The sequence below is a fragment of the Alteracholeplasma palmae J233 genome (genome assembly GCF_000968055.1).
Taxonomy (GTDB): Bacteria; Bacillota_I; Bacilli_A; order Acholeplasmatales; family Acholeplasmataceae; genus Alteracholeplasma; species Alteracholeplasma palmae.
Window position 1 is genome coordinate 859,715 of sequence record NC_022538.1, and the last position, 23,513, is coordinate 883,227.

Below are 23,513 nucleotides of genomic sequence, written 5' to 3' on the forward strand. Positions count from 1 at the left end.
AAAGAAAAAAAAGTATGGTATTATATTAGTGATCAACTACGGGGAGCCTAACGGCTGAGAGGATTGAAAAATCGACCCGAGAACCTGATCTGGGTTATACCAGCGGAGGGATAGATGATAAAAAAGCATAACTTTTTTAGCGCTATTTCTTTGTTCACCCAAAGAAATTTTTTATTTTTTTAGGAGGAAGAAAGAAAATGAAACAAAAGGAATTAAAGAAACTGACTACTGGATCTATTTTAGCAGCGATTGCAGTAGTATTAGGAGTAATCATCAAATATACTCCAGGAATTAACTTAGAAATGCCAAACGGCGGAGCTGTATTTGGTATTTATATAGTGCCAGTCATTTTATCTGGAATGATACTAGGCTATAAATACGGTATTCTAACAGGTCTAATTTATGGAGTTGTTAGTTGGCTTTTAGATGGCTATGTTATTCATTGGGGAAGTATTTTCTTTGATTATCTGATCCCATTTAGTTTGATGGGCTTTGCTGGTTCATTATTTTATGGCAAAGGTTTATCAAACTGGAAAAATATTGTATTTGCATTTTTAATAGCAGCAGTCTTTAGATGGATTATGCATGGTTTTAGTGGCGTATTATTTTTCCAACAATATGCAGGAGACTATAATCCATGGTTCTACTCATTTATCATTTATAATGCACCCTACGTATTTGCAGGGGCAACAATCAGTTTAGTAATTACACTTATCATTAGAAAACCTTTAGTAGATTTAACTAAAGAGTTACAATTAAATTAAAAAACAGTATTAAAAATTAAATACTGTTTGAATCACTTTAAGATAGTCTAATCTAGGCTGGTAACTAAAATGAATTTGATGGAGATTATCTTTAAAATAAGCATAAGGGATGGATTTTCGTCCCTTTTCTTTATATTGATTTTCCCATAAAGGCATGAGTAAATGAATAGGTAAAATATAATACTCATTATAAGGCTTAAAATGAATGATGAAAAAAGCAATACCGTTTTGTTTTTCTACACTAGTTAAATGGCTTATTTGATGGGGATGAATATTTTTCAATGGAAAAGAAGTTGTTGAATTCGTTTCTTTAGCATCAAAATCTATATATTTGCCTTTAAAGACACCGTTGTAATCGGTTGTAGAAGGGGTTTTATAATAAGCTTCAGTAATCTTTGCTTTATTTCTAGCAGGATAACTAACGTTTACTACCTGAATTGGAGTAGGTTTTTTGTGAATGACGGCAATACCACTATCTAAATAGTACCGATTTGTAGCATCTATGTCAGATTCTAAAGTCATACCTAAGTTGGCTTTATTAACCTCTTTTTGAAAGGATTTCTTTTTGTTTGGATAATTCATCTCAAATACCACCTTTATTTAAACTAATTATAGCATAATTATGATTGAAAAATAGGAAATCTAGAAAAAATATGATATAATGTTTTATGATATATAACTCGATACTTAACATAAGGAGATGAATAGCATGAGTGAAATACGTATTTTTGCCTTGGGTGGACTTGGCGAAAATGGAAAGAATATGTATGTTGTTGATGTAGACAAACAATACTTTATTCTTGACGCAGGATTAAAATACCCATCAAATGATATGCATGGGGTAGATGAAATTATTCCTAATTATAAAATGTTAATACCAATAAAAGATCGCATTAAAGGATTTTTCATGTCACATGCCCATGAAGATCATATAGGAGCTTTACCACATATGATTAAGGAACTTAATGTTCCAGTTTATGCAACAAACTTTACAATGCAAATTATAAAAGATAATTTAAAAGATAAAGATTTAGACTTAAATGAATTCAAATTAAATACTGTTACACAAGATAGTATTATTAAATTTGATAATGTTAAAGTGACATTCTTTAATACAACGCACTCAATACCAGAATCTGTAGGTGTTGCTATCCATACAATGGATGGATCAATTGTTTATACTAGTGATTTTACTTTTATTCAACAAGGTGATAGTAAGTACCAAACTGACTTTAAGAAAATAAATGAAATTGCAAATAAAAAAGTCTTAGCATTGTTAACAGAATCAGTAGGTTCAACATTAACACAAGATAGTGGTATTGGACAAGCATTAATCCATAAAATTAATAGTGTCTATGCCAATGCCTCAGGAAGAATTATTGTCTCGTTATTTTCATCTGACTTACTTAAAATTCAAAGAATCATTGATATTTCATTAGCACATAAAAAGAAAATCGCAATTATCGGAAGACGCGCTCAAAGAATAGTTGATATCGCTATTGAAAATGGGTATTTAGATATTCCAAAAGAAGCTTTAACTAACTTAAGATATATTGATGAAAAGAATAAAAATGATGATAACAACTTAGTTGCACTTGTAACAGGAAGTAGACATGAACCTTTCTATATGTTACAAAGAATGTGCAAAAAAGCAGATAGACTGATTCATATTAATGAAAATGATACAGTTTTATTAATGACTGCACCAGTTCCAGGAACTGAAAAAATGGCTGCACGCACCCTAGATGTTCTATCTCGCAGTGATGCAAATGTTACAGTAATTGATAAAAGATTATTATCTTCTTCACATGCTACAGGAGAAGAAATAAAAATGATGATTAATTTGTTAAGACCAACATATATTATTCCAACTATTGGTGAATATAGACATCAATATGGTGTCCGTAATTTAGCTAAAGATTTAGGATATACTCATGACAATGTCTTTTTATTAGATAATGGGGATAGTTTCAATTATAAAACAGGTAAAGAAGCTTACATAGCTAAAAAAGATATTCCTAATGTAGGAGAAATATTAATTGATGGAACACCGGTTGTAGATGGTAACGATCAAGTGATAAAAGACCGTGAACTATTAGCAGCAGAAGGTGTTATTATGATAGTTGCAAACGTTAATCCTAAAACTAAAAAAATCTTAGGTGAACCAGAAATTATTAGTAAAGGATTCATCTATGTTAAAGAATCAGAAGAATTATTAAATCAAGTTAAATTGATATTTACTGAAACAAGTAAAGAATACTTAAAACAAAAATATATTAACTGGAATGATTACAAACAAGGCTTACGTGAAAGTATAAGTAAATTCCTATACCAAGAAACTAGAAGAAAACCTATTATGATACCAGTTTTAATATCAACAGAAGCTTAAAAAAGGTTAAATCGTTAACCTTTTTATTTGAAAGGATGTAAGAAATGATACAAGCAAGTAATATTTCATTAGGACATGGAAAAGATGTTTTATTTGAAGATGTTAATATTAGATTTACAGCAGAAAATTGTTATGGATTAATTGGCGCTAATGGAGCAGGTAAATCAACCTTCTTAAAAATTTTAGCTAAAGAATTAGAACCAACTACAGGAGAAATTATTGTTGATAAAGGAAAAAGAATTTCCTTTTTAAAACAAGATCACTTTGCTTATAATGAATATTCTGTTTTAGATACAGTAATTATGGGAAATAAAGAATTATATAAAGTTATGAAAGAAAAAGATGAACTTTATATGAAAGAAGAGTTTACCGATGAAGACGGTATTAAAGCAGGAGAATTAGAAGCTTTATTTGCTGAAATGGATGGGTGGAATTCAGAAAGTGATGCTGCTATCCTTTTAAGCGGTTTAGGTGTTTCATACGACAAGCATGACTTGATTATGAAAGATCTAGACAGTGTGGATAAAGTTAAGGTTTTATTAGCGCAAAGTTTATTTGGAAATCCTGATATTCTATTATTAGACGAACCAACAAACCACTTAGACCAAAACGCAATCGTTTGGTTAGAAGAGTTTTTAATTAACTTTAAAAATACAATTATTGTTGTATCACACGATAGACATTTTATTAATAAAGTATGTACACATATTGCGGATATTGACTATGGTAAAATCCAAATATTTACTGGTAACTATGATTTTTGGTATGAATCAAGTCAATTGATCTTAAAACAACAAAAAGATTCTAATAAGAAAAAAGAAGAAAAAGTTAAAGAATTACAAGACTTTGTGGCAAGATTTAGTGCCAATGCTTCAAAATCTAAACAAGCAACTTCAAGAAAGAAATTATTAGAAAAAATCACTATTGATGAATTAAAACCTTCAAACAGAAAATATCCTTTTATTGAATTTAAACCAGAAAGAGAAATTGGACAAGAAGTTTTAGTAGTTGATAAACTATCTAAAACAATTGATGGTGTTAAAGTTTTAGATAATGTATCATTCATTCTTAGTAGAACTGATAAAGTAGCATTAGTAGGGCCAAATGAACTTGCTAAGACAACTTTATTTGATATTATATCTGGTAAAATTGAGCCAGATAGTGGTACTTTTAAATGGGGAGTAACTACTAAATTCTCATATTTTATAAAAGATCATAATTATGAATTTGAAAACAATCTTAATATCTTTGATTGGTTGATGCAATATTCAAAAACAGATGAAATTGCTTATGTAAGAGGCTTCTTAGGTAGAATGCTATTTAGTGGTGATGATGTTACTAAGAAGGTTAGAATCTTATCTGGTGGAGAAAAAGTAAGATGTATGCTGTCTAAGATGATGATGGCTGAGGCAAACGTTCTTTTATTAGATGAACCAACAAACCACTTAGATATGGAATCTATTACTGCACTTAATAACAGTTTAGAGAAATTTAACGGAGTAATTATATTTACTTCACAAGATCATCAATTAGTTGATACTACAGCTAATAAACTGATTGAGATTAATAAAGATGGTACGATAAAAGAGTATATGATGAATTACGAAGAATACTTAAAACTAGAAAAATAAGATGATATGAAATGCTCTTAGAAAATTTGAAAACTAAGAGCTTTTTTATATTTTGACAAAATAACAATGATAGGATATACTATCAACTAAACTACTAAACACAATGGAGTAATTTATGCATAAAAAAACAATCTTAATTACAGGCTGTACCAATGGAATAGGTAAAGAACTTACATATTTTTTAAATCAAGAAACTTATCATATTCTTCTAATTGGAAGAAATAAGAAATTACTTACAGCATTAAAAAATGAGTTATTAGAAAAAAATCCGAATAATCAAGTAGATGACTATATCTGCGATTTTACTGATTTAAAAGAAGTAGAAAAAACAGTTTCTAAAATAAAAGAAGAACATCAAATCATTGATATCATAGTTCATAATGCAGGTGCCCTTGCCAGTAAAAAAGGTGTAGTAACAAATGATAAAATCCCTTTTACTCTAGCAGTTAATTATTACGCTCCTAAGATTATCACAGAAGGGCTCATAGAAAATTTACTAAAGTCTGAAAATCCAGTTATTTTTCATACAACAAGTCTAACAGTTAAGAATATTCATATTAATGATTTAGAAAAAATTAATACATATAGAAGAATTAAAGCTTACGGAACAAGTAAAACATGTTTCTATTTATATTTAGAAAAACTATTTTATGAAAATAATCAACTTAATGTAATTATGTTTGATCCTAGAATTGTTTATACTAACGCTGTTAAAAACATGATGCCTAAAGGTTTAAAATGGTTAAGTTTTTTGTCTAAAATTATTGCAAGACCGGCAACTAAAGTTGCTTATAAAGCAAACAGGGTATTAAAAGAAAATGAAAATGGATTTAATCATTATAAACTAGAGAAGAAAAAAGCATTTGAACTCAATTTAAGTAACGAACATAAAACGCAGATTATCCAAAAATTAGAAGAAGTAAAGTACTTATAGTAAACTAGATAAAAAAGAACAGACTCAAATATCTGTTCTTTTTCATTATAATGAAATTATTACTATTATTTTAGTCTTAGGTATTCAGAATAAACCATCAAAAGAGGTGCTATACCTTTAGGGTTATTTTCTACAATGGGTTCATTTACATAAGACTCAACACTCCCATCTTTATTAGATGATTTAGTTGTTCCTAAGCTGGCAGTTAAACAAATATCTTTTACGATAAGTTTGTGATTAATAAAATCTATTTTATAATCTAGCAACCCTTTAAAAATAGAAATTCCTATCTTTTCATACGCGTTATCTAGTAGTCCTAATCTAACACCTTTTAAAATACTATATGAAATTAAAGCACTACCGCTTGTTTCAAGGTAATTACCAACGCTATCTTTCTTATCAACAACTTGATAAAATAAGTTTGTCTTATTATCTTTATATACTAAAACAGCATCGATAAGTTCTTTTAAATACACTCCTAATAAATTGAAATCATCTGATTTTTTTTCAAAATAAGAGGCAGTATCTACTAAAGCAGCAACGTGCCAGCCTATAGAACGAAGCCAGAAGTTGCTTGATAGGCCAGTTTCTTTATCAGACCAAAAGACCACTTTAGATTCATCATAGCCATGATAATATAGGTTATTTTTAGCCTTTAGAAATCTTCTTACTTCACTAAATTGATGGATAATATCATTATTTTTATCTAACTCTTGATATAAACGGTTGTATCTAGCGTAAAACGGATGTGTCATATATAATCCATCTAACCATACTTGATTTAAAAAATTCTTGTTATGCCAAAATATGCCAGTTTGAGTTCTAGGATGAGAGTTTAATTGAGTTTTAGTCTGTTTAATAGCTAAAAGATATTTATCATCCTTTGTATATTCGTATAAGTCGAAAAGAATTCTACTTTCTGAGACATCATCGGCACTATAATTCTTTGGATCATAACCTTTAATAGTGCCGTCTTTTAAGACATACTGATCCGTAAAAGCTATAACATAATTGATAATTTCTTTTTCTTTTGTAACATCGTAGATAAAGAGAAGTGCTGTTAGCATACAACCATCAATATAGTTCCAATTTGGGTTTAATTTTCCTTCATTCCAAATAGGTTCTTTGGGATTAGAAGTAATAATTTCTTTATAATATAATTGAATATGTTCTAAATGTTTCATAATATAATCATACCTACTTTCAAAAAAATAAGCTCCCTAAAGAGCTTTTAAGCTTTAATAACCTCAGAATAAGCCATAATCAGTGGACCTACACCTTTAGCATCGTTTTTAACAATTGGTTCTGACATATAGTATTCATAAGAACCATCTCGTCTTGGATTAGATTCAGGTCCAACCCCGGCAACAAGACAAATATTTTCTAAATTTAAATCACCATTTGTATCTGTTAAAAAGTTAGTGCAAATACCATTAAAGATATCTAAACCAATTTGTTTATAAGAAGCGTCTAATAAATTATTGTTAGTAGCTTTTAAAATAGCATATGCAATTAAAGCACTACCACTAGATTCTAAATAATTTTTTTCTCTTGTTCCTAAATCAACGATTTGATAAAACATTTTAGTCTTAGGATCTTGGTATTGTAATAAGCCATCAATGGTTTCTTTTAATAAAGATGCAAGATATTTTTTACCTTCGCTATCTTCCATATAATAAGCAACATCAGCTAAGCTTGCTGCATACCAACCGATTGCACGTAACCAGAAGTGTTTAGATAAACCAGTTTTTTTGTTAGCCCAAAATAGAGATTTAGATTCATCATATGCATGATAATAAAGTTTTTTATCTTCATCAAACATAAGTGCTCTAACATTCTTAAACTGATTAAGGGTATCTTTATAATCTTCTTTTTTATTAAATTGAGTATTATATCTAGTATAAAACGGTTGAATCATGTAAAGACCATCTAACCACACTTGGTCATGATAAATCTTTTTATGCCAGAAGTTGCCAGCATTGGTTCTAGGATGATTAGCAATTTGACTATATGATAACTCAATAGCCTTTAAATATTTTTCATTTTTAGTATACTTATATAAATCAAATAAAATTCTACTTTCAGATAAATCATCTGTACTGTAGTGAGTAGGGTCATAACCTAAAATAACGCCATCTTCATTTACATAATGATCAACATAACTGATAACAAAGTCTAGATATTCTTTATTTTTTGTTTCTTCATATAATGCAATAAGAGAGGTTAACATACAACCATCGATATAGTTCCATCTGTTTTCTTTTCCAGCTCTTAAAACTTCCATGTTCCAAGCTGGTTTGCCTGGATCTTTAGTATCATTCATTAATTTTTTTATAAAAAGTTCAATTGATTGATTCTTCACTAAACTGTCCTCTTTTCATTTTTTTGTTGTTACTATCATTATACATTAAAAAAAAGAAAAGACAAACCTACGATAAAACTATTTAAAAGAGACAAGCAATTTATTTGCAAATATTTCGAATTCGAAATATAATTACAGTGCGAAGTATTTAGGAGGTAACATATGAAAACATTAGGAATACATCATATTTCATTAATATCAAGACATGGACAAGAAATAATTGATTTTTATTCAGGATTTTTAGGTCTAAAATTAGTTAAAAAAACGCTCAATTATGAAAATAATCAACAATATCATTTATACTTTGGAACAGACAGTGCAGAAGTAGGAAGCCTATTAACATTTTTCCCACACCCATTAGCTAAGCAAGGATTAAAAGGAGATGGACAAGTAAGAACAATTACTCTGGCAATTCCTAAAAACAGTTTTTCCTTTTGGGAAAATAGACTTAGAAAATTTGAAATTGAATACGCATATACTAGAAGATTTAAGCAAACATATTTAAGTTTTAATGATTTAGATAACATTGAAATTGAATTAACAGAAACTGATTTGGGAAATCCCAACTTATATGAATTTAATGGTGTTACAAAAGAAGTTGCTATAAAAGGTATTTATGGAGTCATCTTAAATGCTGGTAATCCTGAAAGTGAAAATATGCTTAAAGAATTAGGATATCAAAAAACAGATGAATCTAGTTTATTTGATAGATTTAAAGTAAATGACCAATTAGGTGGTTTAGTTGATCTTTATAAAATAAGAGAAGAACTAGGGATTCAATCTATTGGAACTGTTCATCATATTGCTTATGCTGTTAATGACGATGAAATAAATCTTTGGCATGAAAAACTGATCAAAGAGGGCTTTAAAGTAACAGAGGTTAAAGATAGAAAATATTTCAAATCTATTTATTTTAAAGAACAATCTGGTATTACATATGAATTAGCCACCCAAACACCAGGAATGTTAATAGATGAAAGTATTGACCAGTTAGGTAAAAATTTTATTATTCCAGAACAATTTACTAATTTAGATAAAAATCAATTGAATCAACTCATGCCTTTATTTATAAAAGAAAACCAAAAATTAACAAAATATGATTATATAGATAAAAAGAGTTTTGATGAGATAAATAGACATAAAGTAGTATTGCAAGAAATTAACAAACTTGCAAGAATTGCAAAAGAGCGAGAATTAACTCCAGATGAATTTAAGTTAAGAAAAGAATTAAGAGAAGAATATGTATCATCTATTACAAGAGGCGTTAGAAATATGATTGAAAAGGTTCAAGTAGTAGACAAAGACGGCAATGTAGAAAATAGTTTTGTAAAAAAAGAAAAGGAAGTTAACTAACATGAAAATATTAAAAGGAATACACCACGTGACAGCAATCACTAGTAGTGCAGAAAAAATTTATGAATTTTTCACTTACACACTAGGATTAAGATTAGTAAAAAAAACAATTAATCAAGATGACATCAATACCTATCACTTATTTTTTGCAGATGATAAAGGTAGTGCAGGAACAGATATGACATTCTTTGATTTCCAAGGAATTTCAAAAGCTAAATTTGGGACTAATGAAATTTCAAGAACAGGATTTAGAGTACCAAACGATAAAGCATTAGAATATTGGTTAAAAAGATTTAATCATTATAATGTAAAACATACAGAAATTAAAACATTGTTTGGTAAAAAAGTCATTTATTTTAATGATTTTGATGATCAAAGATATATATTATTTTCAGATGAAAACAATACTGGTATTGAAAGCGGAACACCATGGCTAAATGGACCTGTTCCTAATGAATTTGCGATTACAGGACTAGGACCTATCTTTCTAACAGTTTCTAATTTTGATACGATGGATTTAATGTTAAGTAAAATTCTAGGAATGACAAAAAAAGAAACAGAAGGTCAATTCACATTATACGAAATGGGAACTGGCGGTAATGGAGCAAGTGTAATTGTTGAGAAAAATCTTATTTTACCAAATGCAGTCCAAGGATTTGGTGGTGTGCATCACGTTGCCTTTAGAGTAGAAGATAGAAGTGAATTAGAATACTGGCAAAAGAAATTTGCAGAATTTAGAGCACCCAACTCTGGCTTAGTAGATAGATTTTACTTTGAATCACTTTATACAAGACTATACCCTAATATTTTATTTGAATTAGCAACCGAGGGACCTGGCTTTATTGATGATCAAGAACCTTATGAAACACTAGGAGAAATGTTAGCATTACCTCCTAGATTCAGAGATAGACGAGATTATGTTGAAAGTGTTGTAAGACCTATTAATACCAAGCGTAGTGATAAAACATTTAAAAAGGAGTATTTCTAAGATGCCCTCTCATTTAATCACAGTTCTTTTTAAGGCAACAAAAAAACTTGAAGAAAAGATAAAAGAAGATACCATGCAACATGGACTTAATTTATCTGAATTTGGAGTTTTAGAAGCACTTTATACGAAAGAGCGACTCTATGTTAATGAACTATGCCAAAAAATTTTAGTCCCTAATAGCAGTATGACATATACATTAGATAAACTAACTAAACTCAATTTAATTGAAAGAAAAAGAGATGAAGTTGATAAAAGAAGTTATAAGGTTCAATTAACAATCGAAGGACATAGAAAAATGAAAGAAATATTAAAAGAACATTATATTTTTCTAGATACACTCACTGAAACATTAACAAAAGACGAACAAGAAAATTTAAGAGAATTACTTAAAAAAATAGGATATGCAAATGAACTATAAAATAAAAAAGGGAACCAATGAAAAAGTATTTATAATGTTTCATGGTACTGGTGGAGATGCAGATAGTCTACTACCAATATCAAATCATCTTGATGCTAATGCAACCTACATTGGATTAGAAGGTAATGTCTTAGAATATGGGGCAAGACGCTTTTTTAAACGAAGTGCGGTTGGTGTTTATGACTATGCTAACCTTTTAGATGAAACACATATTGTCTCAGAAACAATTGATAGGATTATCTTAGAACATCAATTAAGTGACAAAAAAATCTATTTAATAGGATACTCTAATGGAGCAAATATGATTCAAAGTTTATTAAAAGTGTATCCTAATAAGTATACTTATATGATACTATTACATCCTAGTTTATTAAAAGATGAGTCTATGCCTGAACTCAGCCAAACCAACATTTTTTTATCAACATCTTACGACGATCCTTATTCAACTAAAGAAGAAATCAATCAATTAATAAACCATTTAAAAAACGCTAATAGCAACTTAACTATACAGATGACTGATCAAGGACATAGTATCACACAAAAAGAAGTTACTGAACTTAAGAAATGGTATGAAAAGCACTAAATGGACTTATAAAAAGTCCATTTTTTTGTTATACTAATAACAAGTGAGGTTAGATATATGAAAAATGAATTTTCTTGTGGCAGTGTTGTTTATAAACTAGAAAATGGAATATATAAATTTCTTTTAATAAAACATAAAAATGGTGGACATATTAGTTTTCCAAAAGGTCATATGGAAAACGATGAAACTGAAATTGTAACAGTCAAAAGAGAAGTTTATGAAGAAACAGGCATTTTAATTAAAATAGATGAAACTAAGTATAAAGATATATCATATAGTCCTAAAGAAGGCATCATGAAAAAAGTTACTTTTTTTCTTTCTGAAGCTGTAACAAGTGATTCTAAAAATCAGGAAGAAGAAGTTTCAGAAATATATTGGGAAAAAAGTGATAAAGTTTTAGACATGCTGACCTATGAGACGGATAGTGAAATCTTTTTAGAATTAACAAAAGATTTGAAAAAAAGTAAAACAAAAAGTATCCTTGAATTAATAGGTATCATGCTTTTTACAATTATTTTAGTAGGACTAACAGATTTTCTAAACTGGTGTTACTGGTATAAAGCAGCCTTTAAACTAATTATGTTTTTAGGAATACCTTATGCATATTTAAAAGTTAGAGTCTTGGATATTAAAAAAATATTTAGATTAGATAAGAAAAATACATATATTTCGATTGTCTTAGGTATAGTAGTTTACGGGTTTGTATTAGGTGGGTATTTTGTCATAAGAAACTGGATGGACTTTTCTACTATTCCGGAGGCTTTAGAAAAGAATCTAGGTATTACAGAAAGTAATTTTATGACAGTATTTTTCTATATACCTATTGTCAATGCACTTCTTGAAGAACTATTTTTTAGAGGGTTTTTACAAGAAGGATTTAAAAAGTTTTTCAAAACTAAATATGCCATTATCATATCAGCATTTATATTCAGTATTTACCATTTAGCAATTATAGGAACATGGGTAAGTGTTTGGCCTATTTTGGCTGCATTAGCTAGTCTAATGATAGTTGGAATGGTTTTTGGATATATCACTGAAAAAACGAAAAGTATTTTACCAACCTATATGATTCACTTATTTGCTAACTTAGCAATTAATACTGCAGCATTGTTCATTTTACATATTATTTAAGAAGACAGAAAGAAGGATTATTGTATGAAAATATTTATAACAGGAGATTCAACAGCAGCAAAAAAAGAATTAAATAAAAGACCAGAAACTGGATGGGGAGAAAAACTCTACAAGTATTTAAATGAGCCTATTGAAATTATTAATGTAGCACAAAATGGAAGAAGCACAAAGTCATTTTTAAATGAAAATAGATTAAGTGATATTATTCCTTTATTTGAAAAAGGTGATTATTTATTTATTCAATTTGGACATAACGATGGAAAAATTAAAGATCCTGCCAGATTCACTGAACCTTTCGGTGAATATCAAGAAAATCTAAAAATATTTATTAATAGTGCTAGAGAAAAAGGTGTGATACCTGTTATTTTCAGTTCTGTAAGTAGAAGAAAGTTTTTAGAAGATGGAAGTTTAGATCCAAAAGCAGTTGAAGATTATCCTCAAGCTGCTTTAGAATTAGCTAAAAAAGAAAATGTTGTTTCTCTAGATTTATTTACAGCAACCCAAAAACTGTATACATACTTAGGAGAAGATTTATCAAGAAAATTATTTGTTCAATTAAAACCTACAGATAGTAAAAACTATCCTGAAGGTAAAGAAGATAATACACATTTTTGTGACTTAGGTGCTAAGATGATCGCAAGTTTAGTATCAGAAAGTATTTTAAATTCTTCATTAGAATTTAAAAATAAAATTGATTCAACTAAGATTTTAACTCAAAAAGAAATTAAAGAAGAATTAGAAAAGAAATATTTATATGAATAAAATAGTAGTTCAATTTGATGATTCAAGTTTTGATATGCATAAATCAAGTCCTTTTGAGAATATGCCTTATAAAAAACAATTAGAAGTCAAAGATGAGTATTTAAAACAATTATTTAAAGAAGTTAACTATGATCTGAGCCAACATCATATTGTAGAAAATCCATCACCTGAATTTTATAGACATAAAGTTATATTGTCAGCGGTTAATATTAAAAAAAATAATAAGTTTGAATTAAAACTAGGTTTATTTATTGAAGGAAGTAAACAAATAGATCCTAAAATTAACCATCATATTCAAGATAAAGAGATTAATGATGCTTTAATAAAAATAGAAAAAATATTACTAAAATATAAAATTAGAGCACATAATAGATTTGAACCTAAAGGTACTTTAAAACATGTACTTATGAGAAAATCAGCAAGTACTGGAAAAATGTTATTAGTTTTAGTTACACAATCTACGTTACTGCCTAACCATAAATTAATTGTAAAAGACATTATTAGCGAATGTCCTAATATCATGACAGTGGTTCAAAATATTCAAGATAGAGAAACTCCAGTAGTTCTAGGTGATAAGGATAAGATTCTATACGGAAAAGGCTATATTTATGATGAAATTGATGGCATAGAATTTAGAATACACTATAAATCATTTTATCAAGTGAATCCATACCAAATGAAAAATCTATATCACTATGCATTAGAACAAGCAAATCTTAATAAAAATGATATGGTTGTTGATACATACAGTGGAATAGGCACAATCACTTTATTAGCTTCTGTTAAAGCTAAACAAGTCATTGGTATTGAAGTGAACCAAAATGCTGTTTTAGATGCTAAATTTAATCAAGTTTTAAATAATATTGAAAATGTTGAATTTATTTGTGATGATGTAGAAAGAAGCCTTGTTAATATCAAACAAATTGATACATTAATTATGGACCCTTCAAGGGATGGGGCAAGTAGAAATTTCTTAGAAACTGTTCTTAGGATTAAACCTAAAAAAATTGTATATATATCTTGTGATCCAAAAACACAGATTAGAGATTTAAAGAGTTTATTAAACGACTATGAAATTAAGAGTGTACAAGGATTTGATATGTTCTCGTATACCGCACATGTGGAGAATGTAGTATTGCTTTCCTTGAAATAGGAAATTACACCCTAACAAAGGTATTTATATAAAATAGACTTTTTTATTTGATATATTAAATTAGAAGTTAAGAGTTGTACTATAGATTTATTCTGCAAAGAAATGAGTTTTAAAATAATACTGTTTTTAAATATATCCTGCTAAAGTGAGTGAGAAATTATTGACTTAAAAAAATAGATGTGATAATATAGAAATTGTAAAATACGCTAATAATCATCGCCGGATGATATTGGGACGTTAAAAGTGCTTCGTAGGCAATACGAAGAAGCACTCTTGGCGTCCTTTTATTTTTTTAATTATTAGTAAAAATCAAGGAGAGAAATTATGAAATTAATTTTGGCGTTTATCAAGAAGAATAAACTATTAGTGATTATGACTTTTTTACTATTGATTATTCAATTAATAACTATTTTGTATATTCCCTATTTAGTTGCACACATTGTTGATGATGGCATTTTAAAAAATGATTTGAATGTTGTTATAAGACTAGGAATCGAAATGGGCGTTGTTGCTATCATAGGTGTAGTTGTATCAATCTTATGCAGTTACTATTCAGCTGTAACTTCTACTAAGTTTGGGACGTTTCTAAGATTGAGTATTTTCGAACACATACAAAAACTATCGATTAATGAAGTTGAAAATTATGGTACGTCTGCATTTGTTTCACGTATAACATCAGACGTTGTTAATATCCAACAAGTAGTTATCATGCTTTTCCAAATGATTTTGCATGGACCAGTCATTGGCATTGTCGCTGTGATTATGTCGTTTGGTGTTTCTATTGACTTAGGGTATATCGCTCTTGCGACAGTGGGCACATTTATGTTGGTTGCAGTCATAGTAACTTGGATTTCATTTAGATATCTAAATGATATTCAAAAGTTCTTGGACAAAATGATGTTAGTGTTAAGAGAGTTTTTTGTAGGAGTTAGAATTATTAGAGCATTTGATAACTCAAAATATGAAAAAGAAAGAACCAATAAAACATTTGAAGATCATGCGGATAATATGAAAAAGATTAACAAACTATTTGCTTGGTTATCACCGATTGCTTATGCAACATTAGGCTTTTCAATGATGGCTATTTTATGGGTTGGTTTATTTGATGTACAACAAGGCGCTATACCTATTGGTGAAGTAACAGCTGTTATTGAATATACAACACTAGCAATTTTAACACTTGTTATGGCAGCGCTAGTGATTGTCATGATTCCACGTGCTTATGCAGCTTTAAAAAGAGTTGAGTATATTCTTGACTTAAAACCCACTGTTAATGATCCAATTAAATCTAAAAATAAGATTAAAGAAATAGAGACAAATATATTAGTTAAGTTTGAGCATGTTCATTTTGACTATGATGGTAAAGAAAACTATGCACTTGACGGTGTTAATTTTGATATTAAAAAAGGTGAAACGGTTGCTATTATTGGGGCGACAGGTTCTGGAAAGAGTACAGTTGCAAAACTCTTATTAAAATTACATAACATTAGTAAAGGTGCAATCTACTTAGACGGCTTAAGTATAGAAGATTTAAAACAAGACGACATTAGAGATAAGATTAGTTACGTACCACAAAAAGCATTTTTATTTACTGGGACGATTCGTGATAATGTTAAATTTCACAATAAAGATGTATCAGATGAATTAATGATTAAGGCAGCAAAGGTAGCTCAAGCAGATGATTTTATTCAATCACTAGATCATGGATATGATTCAGTTGTTGCTCGAGGTGGCCAAAACTTCTCTGGTGGCCAGAAACAAAGAATCTCAATTGCTAGGGCATTGTGCAAACCTGCAGATCTATATATTTTTGATGATAGTTTCTCAGCGCTTGATTATAAAACAGATGCTAAGTTGAGAATGGCACTTAAAGAAGAATTTAGTGAGAAAACCTTATTGATTATTGCACAACGTGTAAGCACCATTATGCATGCTGATAAGATTATTGTAATGGATAAAGGAACAATAATCGGTATTGGAAAACATGAAGAATTAATTAAGAACAATCAAACATATCAAGATTTTGCAAAATCACAGCACATTAAAGTAGGTGAAGAATAGTATGTTTAATCTAAGAAGAAAGAGAAATAAACTAAAAAATCAAACAGTAACTGAAAAACCACAAAATATCAAACATGCATTAAAGCTATTTATCAAACTTTTAATGCAACGTAAAAAAAGCATTTTCACGGTTATTACAATGGCCATTTTAGGTAGTGTCATGTATACAGCTATTCCATGGTTTATGGGGATTGCTATTGATAATGTAGCAAAACTCATTACAGATTTTGGTATAGGTAATTTTAGTTTTGAACAAGTCATTCATGTGATTACTTGGCCGCTGATTGGTCTGTTGATTGCATCAATTTTATCATTTATATTTTCATTTATTCAAGAACGCATAATGGCCGTAGTTAGTGAGGACTCAGGTACATATTTAAGACAACTCATGACTGATAAAATGGATCGATTACCACTTAAATTTTATGATGATATTAAGGTAGGTGAAATCTTAAGTAGAAACTCTGTGGATATTGAAAGAATTGCAGAGATACTTGTTGTGGGATTTAACCAGTTTTTATCATCGGTGTTTAATATTATCATTGGTCTTGTTGTCATGATTTATATTAGCCCAATATTAACACTGATTGTTTTTGTACTTATATTGATTAGTTCATACACAACAATGTTCATTTCTAAAAAAAGTCAAAAGGCATTTGCTGAAAACTTTGAAACGTTGGGGGAGTTTAATAGTTTAGTTGAAGAAATGGTCACAGGCAATACACTGGTTAAAGTTTTTAATCAGCAAGATGAATCAATCGAGCGTGTAAAAGAGTCAAATAGGAAACAGCATGATGCCCACCTTAAAGCAATGTTTATGAACTATGCGATTTATCCTGCCGTAAGATTTTTAAATCAAATCGCTTTTATTGTGAGTGCGGTTGTTGGAGCAGTCTTTGCGATTCAAAGGAAAATGTCTGTTGGTGTTGTTCAAGCGTATCTTCAATATGTATCACAAGTATCTGAACCTATTACAGAAGCATCCTTTATAATCAATTCATTTCAAGCATCACTTGCATCAATTGAACGTGTTTATCAAATTATCGATATGAAAGATGAAGTTTCCGATATCGAAAATCCAATTGTGATTAAAAAAACTAAGGGACAGGTTGAGTTCAAAAATGTTAAATTTGGATATAATCAAGATGAAATGATTATGAACGGTGTAAGTTTTATAGCAAAGCCTAAGCAAATGATCGCTATTGTCGGACCGACTGGTGCAGGTAAGACAACACTGATAAATCTTCTAATGAGATTTTATGAAATCAACGAAGGGCAAATATTAATTGATGGCGTTGATACTAAAAATATGGCTAGACGTGATGTTAGACAAATGTTTGGAATGGTACTTCAAGATACTTGGTTATTTGAAGGCAGTGTTAAAGATAATTTGTCTTATGGTAAAAAAGATGCAACATTAGAAGAGATAAAAACAGCAGCAACGTTAGCTCAAAGTCATCATTTTATTGAAATGATGCCATATGGTTATGATACGATCATTTCTAGTGATGCAAGCATAGTATCTCAAGGACAACAACAATTACTTACCATTGCAAGAACCGCAGTTGCCAATCCACCAATACTCATATTAGATGAGGCAACTTCAAATATTGATACAATCACTGAAAAGAAAATCCAAGAAGCATTAGCAGAACTAATGAAGGATAGAACAAGTTTTGTTATTGCACACAGGCTTTCAACGATTAGAAATGCTGATCTTATTTTAGTAATGAACAAGGGAAATATTGTTGAGTCAGGAAATCACGATGAATTAATTACTAAAAATGGAATGTATGCAGAACTATATAATAGTCAATTTATGAATAATTAATCTAGTAAGTCAATAATATGTGTTCATCATAATACCTATGACAAGATAAGATGCGCTTGACTATGTCAAAAAGACATATCAAGTAAGTCCAGATTATCCTTTTAGATTATTTCCTGATTATGCTGTTATGAGACATCAGAGAAATATAAAATGGTTTGGACTTATTATGGATGTCAGTAAAGATAAATTGGGGCTTGATGGAATGAAATTATAACAATCTTAAATGTTGAAGTTGATAGAGATATGACCGATTTTTTTAGGGAAAATATAAGGTATTTAAAGGCATATCATATGAATATAGAAAATTGAATTTCTATCGTTTTAGATAATATTGATGATTCAAATGAAGTTTATAAGTTGATAGATGATAGTTTTGATCTAACAAATAAAAGAGATAAGAAAATATTTGATTTATCAGTGGTTTTATCATAAATAATAAAAAATTATAAGAAATTATAAGAAATATGTTACTACGCTATATTTTATATTGCATGTGTAAATATGAAAACACGTGTTTTCATATTACTTCAATACACACGAGGAACTTTTTTCAAGCAATTCACACCTTACCCCGCACGTAGAGAACATTGTATTGCTTGAATTAAAATAGCCTTATAAAGCCATCAAGTTTATAGGAAAACAGCCATATCGCATGTGATATGGCTTTTTTTCCTGTACCTGGACGGCGTTCCCAATATACTGTGTTTAAATTTGAAGAGAAACCATTGGATTTTTTGTCTCAACATAGTTTTCAAGAAGAAAGAAATGAAGATTTTGAGTGGGAATATGACTCAAGATTTGAAAGTTACAAAAGAGCATCTAGTGTGCCGGACGAGTACTGCGTGAATTGGGATGATCCGTATTTGTATCTAGAAATATCGGATTCAGCCATATATTTTATATACATTATTGAAAGTAATTATCTTATTGTCTTTATCAGTGGCACATAATTTTAAATAAATATAAAAAAATATAATAGGAGATAAACTATGAAAATAATCGAGCAAAAAATAACCACTTTGTTTCTAGCAATTTTTTTAACTGTTATTGTAACAATTTCTTTTTTTGCAATATCAATCAATCAATTTGCACTTACTCATGAGTACACTCATGAATCACATGACCATTCAATGATTAATACAATGAAGCGTAACCAACCAAATGAAACATTAAGCCATTCGCTTTCTGATAGCTACAATAGTAACCTTTCAGAGATTCAAAAGCCAGAAATAGATGGTTCTGATGCAATTGAGATTGTATCAATTATTGAAGAAGAATTATAAGAGCATGGAACTAGTATAGTCTCAGAGTTATACAAGCTCTATAATTATTATATGACCGAGTTAAGTAATTCATCAAGTGATAATGAAGAAAATATAGTACTGAAACTAGGAACAATTGATGAACTCATTTTGATATATGGAAGTGCTTTTAATATAGTAAAAGTGAGGAATCTTAATTGCACAAAATTGTACATTCTTATATTGATATTTATAATCCGGCTTGATAGTTTTTATATTTACCATGTTTAAGTAACATATATTTAAGGGTTTGGTTCACCGCTTCAAATAATAAATTTAGTCTAGAACGTTTACGTCTAAAATGGTTCCATAAGGAACTAGGTATTGTAAAGGTGATATGTCTATGGGAGCAGTCAAGTAAATTATTTTGGGCATACACACTACGTATTTAACACCACACGAATTGCAAAATCTAGATTTACAGGTATGATAAGCGATATGATAATTTTCACAATTAGGACATTCAAATAATGCATAACCTAATTTAGGTGTACGGCATTCTAAAATACGTTTAACATTTTCATGAACAGTTGGTCGAATATTTAAATGTGGATTATTTGTTAAAAAGTCATCCCAATAATCTTTAAAGGTATCAGTAATGGTATAACAACCATGATTAGATCTTAGGTTAGAGTGTTTGAGAAATTCATTTACTAAAGTTTCTGGTATACAATAATTCAATTGACATCACCCAATTATATTATAAAAGAAAACCGATATTAGATACCGGGTTTAATAAAGGGTGATTTATCACCTATTTTTTACAACATTTGGTAGATATCACATTTTTGATCTGCAAGACTTGACAACATTTTTTATTTGAATATAATAATAATTAGATTGGCACTAAGATAAGTAGTGTGCCAGAAATGGAGGTGATATTGTGATTAGACCATTAGAAGACTATGTCGTTTTATCAGTTAAAAAAGAAGAAAAGACTACTGTCAGTGGTATTATCTTGGCGACTGAAGATAAAGACAAACCAGCCATGGGTAAAGTAATTTCAATAGGTCCAAAAGTTGAAAATATCAAGGTAAATGATGAAGTTATTTATCAGTCGTATGCTGGAACCAAAGTCAAACTAGATGAGGTTGAATACTTATTAGTTCAATCAAAAAATATACTCGCAATCGTAGAAAAATAATTAATCATAAGGAGGTTACTATTAAATGAGTAAAGAAATTCGTTATGGTAAAGATGCAAAACAATCTTTACTTAAAGGGGTAGATTTACTTGCTAATACAGTAAAAATCACCCTTGGACCTAAAGGAAGAAACGTTGTTTTAGATAAAGGATATGGTTCTCCACTAATTACCAATGATGGTGTATCCATTGCAAAAGAAGTTGAATTAAAAGATCCATATGAAAATATGGGTGCTAAACTATTATATGAAGTTGCATCAAAAACTAATGATGTTGCAGGAGATGGTACAACTACTGCAACATTACTAGCACAATCCATTATCCATAAAGGATTTAAAGCAGTTGATAATGGTGCAAACCCAGTTTTAGTTAGAGAAGGTATTGAGCGTGCCGGTAAAGAAGTGGCTAAAAAGTTATTAGAAAAATCTAGACCTGTTGAAACAAGAGAAGACATAGAAAATGTTGCAAGTATTAGTGCATCTTCTAGAGAAATTGGAAAAATTATTGCTGAGGCAATGGACAGAGTTTCAAAAAATGGTGTGATTTCAGTAGATGAGTCTAAAGGATTTGAAACGGAGTTAGAAGTTGTTGAAGGTATGCAGTATGATAAGGGTTATATCTCACCATATTTTATAAATGACCGTGAAACAATGACCGTAGAACTAGAAAATCCTCATGTTTTAGTAACAGATCAAAAAATTTCAACAATTCAAGATATCTTACCAATACTAGAACAAGTAGTTAAAGCAAATAAACCTTTATTAATTATTGCTGATGATATTGAAAATGAAGTTACATCTACACTCATATTAAATAAACTTAGAGGAACATTTAATGTTGTTGCAACTAAAGCCCCTGGCTTTGGTGACAACCAAAAAGATATGTTAAATGATATTGCAATTCTAACTGGTGCAACCTTCTATGCAAAAGACTTACAAATGAAACTTCAAGATTTAAAACTAGAAGATCTTGGTTTAGTTCAAAAAGCATTAGTTAAAAAAGATACAACAACACTTATAGGTGGACAAGGTAAAAAAGAATTGATTGAAAAACGCATTCAAGAAATTCAGGCACAAGTAAATCAATCTACTTCAGATTATGATAAAAAACGCCTACAAGAAAGACTTGCTAAACTTGCTGGTGGCGTGGCAATTATTAAAGTAGGTGCAGCAACTGAAGCTGAACTTAAAGAAAAGAAATTAAGAATAGAAGATGCATTAAATGCAACCAAAGCAGCTATTTTAGAAGGTATAGTTGCAGGTGGAGGTTCTATCTTAGTTGACATTCAAACAGAACTTAAACAAACACTTAAAGATAGTCACATAGATATATATAAAGGTATTTTAGCTGTAATTGATTCACTATCCGAACCACTTTATCAAATTGCAGAAAATGCTGGATATGATGGTCAAGATATATTAACAGAACAAAGAAAACAAAATAAAGATTTTGGATTTGATGCAAAAGAAGGCAAATGGGTTAATATGCTCAAAGAAGGTATTATAGACCCAACAAAAGTTACAAGAAATGCTATTTTAAATGCCTCTAGCATTGGTGCATTAATGATTACATCTGAAGCTGCTGTTGTTGAAATTAAAGATAAAGAACAAACCATACCTACACCACAAATGTATTAAAATAAAAAAGGGGCTGTAACGAAATAAAATAGTTACAACCTAAATAACAAGAAAACCGCTCTGGAATTTCAGGGCGGTTTTTTGGTATAATTGTAGTATGCAAACTAATCAAATAATACATAATAATTTTAACTCAAAACAGTTAAAATTACCACTAGAATTAGACATAAAAATACCTTTTGATAGTGAAGTTAGAACTTTTGACGAAGTATTTAGTAAACTGGAGATAAAAAAATACTTAATAATCGATAAAGACCAAAGAGGACGAATCGGTTATAATTCTGTTCAAATGTTAAAACTGATCATGTTTTGTCAAATGGAAAAAATACAGTCTTTAAGAGCAATGGAAAAAGCAGCAAGAAACGATATTAGAATAATGTGGCTAACCGATGAACTAATGCCTAGCCACCAGACAATTAAAACTTTATGGATAAATATTTAGTTAATTGAATTGATAATATCTTCTATGAATTAACCAAACATCTGATAGAGAAAGAAAATATTAATACTGAAAAGTTATATATAGATGGAACAAAGATTGAATCAGTCGCCAACAAATATACATTTGTATGGCGAGGTTCGATTGAGAAATTTAGAGATAAGTTATATAAGAAAATAACTAAAAAGATTGAAGAATTAAATGAAAGATATCAAATGTTTGGTATCTATTTTTCAATTTATGATGTTTATGAAATAGAGTATTTAAAAAAGATTGAAGATTTTTTAGTAATAGAAGCAGAAAAAGCATTAGTTGAATTCAAGTATGGAAAAGGTCAGAGAAAAACGGCGCTACAAAAGTATTATGAGCACATTAATAAATACTTGACTAAACTCGTAGAGTATCAAAATCATTTAGAAACAATAGGGCTAAGTCGTAATTCTTATTCCAGGACCGATAAGGACGCGACATTTATGCATATGAAGGAAGATCATATGCGTAATAGTCAGTTAAAATCGGGTTATAATATTCAAATTGGTGTAAGTGATGAATACATTTTACATCTAGATATATTTAATGACCGCAATGATTATAATACTCTATACAGTATATACAAATATTTTTTCTGATGAA

Annotated in this window: 23 protein-coding genes and 1 riboswitch; of the genes, 19 read left to right on the top strand and 4 right to left on the bottom strand. The window is 29.4% G+C overall.

What is annotated here, in order from left to right:
* Positions 1 to 29 precede the first annotated feature (29 nt).
* Positions 30 to 128, top strand: a riboswitch (TPP riboswitch).
* Positions 129 to 197: 69 nt separating this feature from the next.
* Complete coding sequence (locus BN854_RS03980) at positions 198 to 764, top strand: energy-coupled thiamine transporter ThiT (protein WP_026659227.1); 567 nt, start codon at positions 198 to 200, stop codon at positions 762 to 764.
* Between the two features lie 9 nt (positions 765 to 773).
* On the opposite strand, the gene recU is transcribed toward BN854_RS03980, so the two are convergent.
* Positions 774 to 1,346 carry a Holliday junction resolvase RecU gene (recU, locus tag BN854_RS03985; RefSeq protein WP_026659235.1) on the bottom strand — a complete coding sequence of 191 codons (573 nt, stop codon included), beginning with the start codon at positions 1,344 to 1,346 and terminating at the stop codon, positions 774 to 776.
* Positions 1,347 to 1,473: 127 nt separating this feature from the next.
* On the opposite strand from recU, the gene BN854_RS03990 reads away from it, so the two are divergent.
* From BN854_RS03990 to BN854_RS07465, 3 genes are all read left to right on the top strand, one after another.
* Positions 1,474 to 3,153 (top strand): ribonuclease J, encoded by a 1,680-nt coding sequence (locus tag BN854_RS03990; RefSeq protein WP_026659243.1) that lies wholly within the window; start codon positions 1,474 to 1,476, stop codon positions 3,151 to 3,153.
* 44 nt (positions 3,154 to 3,197) lie between these two features.
* Positions 3,198 to 4,784, top strand: coding sequence for an ABC-F family ATP-binding cassette domain-containing protein (locus BN854_RS03995; RefSeq protein WP_026659250.1), 1,587 nt, complete (start codon positions 3,198 to 3,200; stop codon positions 4,782 to 4,784).
* 115 nt (positions 4,785 to 4,899) lie between these two features.
* Positions 4,900 to 5,718, top strand: a complete 819-nt coding sequence (locus BN854_RS07465; RefSeq protein WP_026659251.1) for an SDR family NAD(P)-dependent oxidoreductase — start codon at positions 4,900 to 4,902, stop codon at positions 5,716 to 5,718.
* 65 nt (positions 5,719 to 5,783) lie between these two features.
* On the opposite strand, the gene BN854_RS04005 is transcribed toward BN854_RS07465, so the two are convergent.
* Positions 5,784 to 6,902, bottom strand: coding sequence for a glycoside hydrolase family 88/105 protein (locus BN854_RS04005; protein WP_026659256.1), 1,119 nt, complete (start codon positions 6,900 to 6,902; stop codon positions 5,784 to 5,786).
* Between the two features lie 47 nt (positions 6,903 to 6,949).
* Entirely contained in the window at positions 6,950 to 8,080 is a 1,131-nt protein-coding gene (locus tag BN854_RS04010) for a glycoside hydrolase family 88/105 protein (RefSeq protein ID WP_026659265.1), read from the bottom strand.
* 162 nt (positions 8,081 to 8,242) lie between these two features.
* Between BN854_RS04010 and BN854_RS04015 the strand changes: the two genes are divergently transcribed.
* From BN854_RS04015 to BN854_RS04065, 11 genes are all read left to right on the top strand, one after another.
* On the top strand, positions 8,243 to 9,433 hold the full coding sequence (locus tag BN854_RS04015; protein ID WP_026659271.1) for a DUF896 domain-containing protein: 1,191 nt from the start codon (positions 8,243 to 8,245) through the stop codon (positions 9,431 to 9,433).
* 1 nt (position 9,434) lies between these two features.
* Positions 9,435 to 10,421: a ring-cleaving dioxygenase gene (locus BN854_RS04020; protein ID WP_026659276.1), complete on the top strand. Its 987-nt coding sequence runs from the start codon at positions 9,435 to 9,437 to the stop codon at positions 10,419 to 10,421.
* A 1-nt stretch (position 10,422) separates the two neighbouring features.
* Complete coding sequence (locus BN854_RS04025; protein WP_026659281.1) at positions 10,423 to 10,839, top strand: MarR family winged helix-turn-helix transcriptional regulator; 417 nt, start codon at positions 10,423 to 10,425, stop codon at positions 10,837 to 10,839.
* A complete protein-coding gene (locus tag BN854_RS04030) occupies positions 10,829 to 11,422 on the top strand; it encodes an alpha/beta hydrolase (protein WP_026659282.1) in 594 nt (197 codons plus the stop codon). The genes BN854_RS04025 and BN854_RS04030 overlap by 11 nt, the downstream gene beginning before the upstream one ends.
* A gap of 57 nt (positions 11,423 to 11,479) precedes the next feature.
* A complete protein-coding gene (locus BN854_RS04035; protein WP_026659287.1) occupies positions 11,480 to 12,553 on the top strand; it encodes a CPBP family glutamic-type intramembrane protease in 1,074 nt (357 codons plus the stop codon).
* Positions 12,554 to 12,577: 24 nt separating this feature from the next.
* Positions 12,578 to 13,315, top strand: coding sequence for a rhamnogalacturonan acetylesterase (locus tag BN854_RS04040; protein WP_026659292.1), 738 nt, complete (start codon positions 12,578 to 12,580; stop codon positions 13,313 to 13,315).
* Entirely contained in the window at positions 13,308 to 14,468 is a 1,161-nt protein-coding gene (rlmD, locus tag BN854_RS04045; RefSeq protein WP_026659293.1) for a 23S rRNA (uracil(1939)-C(5))-methyltransferase RlmD, read from the top strand. Before BN854_RS04040 ends, rlmD begins: the two co-directional genes overlap by 8 nt.
* Before the next feature lie 324 nt (positions 14,469 to 14,792).
* A complete protein-coding gene (locus BN854_RS04050; protein WP_026659294.1) occupies positions 14,793 to 16,529 on the top strand; it encodes an ABC transporter ATP-binding protein in 1,737 nt (578 codons plus the stop codon).
* Between the two features lies 1 nt (position 16,530).
* Positions 16,531 to 18,360 (top strand): ABC transporter ATP-binding protein, encoded by a 1,830-nt coding sequence (locus BN854_RS04055; RefSeq protein WP_026659295.1) that lies wholly within the window; start codon positions 16,531 to 16,533, stop codon positions 18,358 to 18,360.
* A gap of 725 nt (positions 18,361 to 19,085) precedes the next feature.
* Complete coding sequence (locus BN854_RS04060) at positions 19,086 to 19,310, top strand: hypothetical protein (RefSeq protein ID WP_157868342.1); 225 nt, start codon at positions 19,086 to 19,088, stop codon at positions 19,308 to 19,310.
* A 39-nt stretch (positions 19,311 to 19,349) separates the two neighbouring features.
* Entirely contained in the window at positions 19,350 to 19,643 is a 294-nt protein-coding gene (locus BN854_RS04065; RefSeq protein ID WP_026659296.1) for a hypothetical protein, read from the top strand.
* A gap of 294 nt (positions 19,644 to 19,937) precedes the next feature.
* Here the strand turns inward: BN854_RS04065 and BN854_RS08105 are convergent, their stop codons facing one another.
* Entirely contained in the window at positions 19,938 to 20,342 is a 405-nt protein-coding gene (locus BN854_RS08105) for a transposase zinc-binding domain-containing protein (RefSeq protein ID WP_045959762.1), read from the bottom strand.
* A 202-nt stretch (positions 20,343 to 20,544) separates the two neighbouring features.
* Between BN854_RS08105 and BN854_RS04075 the strand changes: the two genes are divergently transcribed.
* The 4 genes from BN854_RS04075 (at position 20,545) to BN854_RS07475 (ending at position 23,509) form a co-directional block, all read left to right on the top strand.
* The gene (locus tag BN854_RS04075; RefSeq protein ID WP_026659298.1) at positions 20,545 to 20,805 is read left to right on the top strand and encodes a co-chaperone GroES; all 261 of its coding nucleotides are present in this window, start codon (positions 20,545 to 20,547) and stop codon (positions 20,803 to 20,805) included.
* Between the two features lie 25 nt (positions 20,806 to 20,830).
* Positions 20,831 to 22,441, top strand: coding sequence for a chaperonin GroEL (gene groL / locus BN854_RS04080; RefSeq protein WP_026659300.1), 1,611 nt, complete (start codon positions 20,831 to 20,833; stop codon positions 22,439 to 22,441).
* Between the two features lie 97 nt (positions 22,442 to 22,538).
* Positions 22,539 to 22,883, top strand: coding sequence for a transposase (locus BN854_RS07470; RefSeq protein WP_026659303.1), 345 nt, complete (start codon positions 22,539 to 22,541; stop codon positions 22,881 to 22,883).
* A 212-nt stretch (positions 22,884 to 23,095) separates the two neighbouring features.
* Positions 23,096 to 23,509, top strand: coding sequence for a hypothetical protein (locus BN854_RS07475; RefSeq protein WP_026659308.1), 414 nt, complete (start codon positions 23,096 to 23,098; stop codon positions 23,507 to 23,509).
* Positions 23,510 to 23,513: the final 4 nt, after the last annotated feature.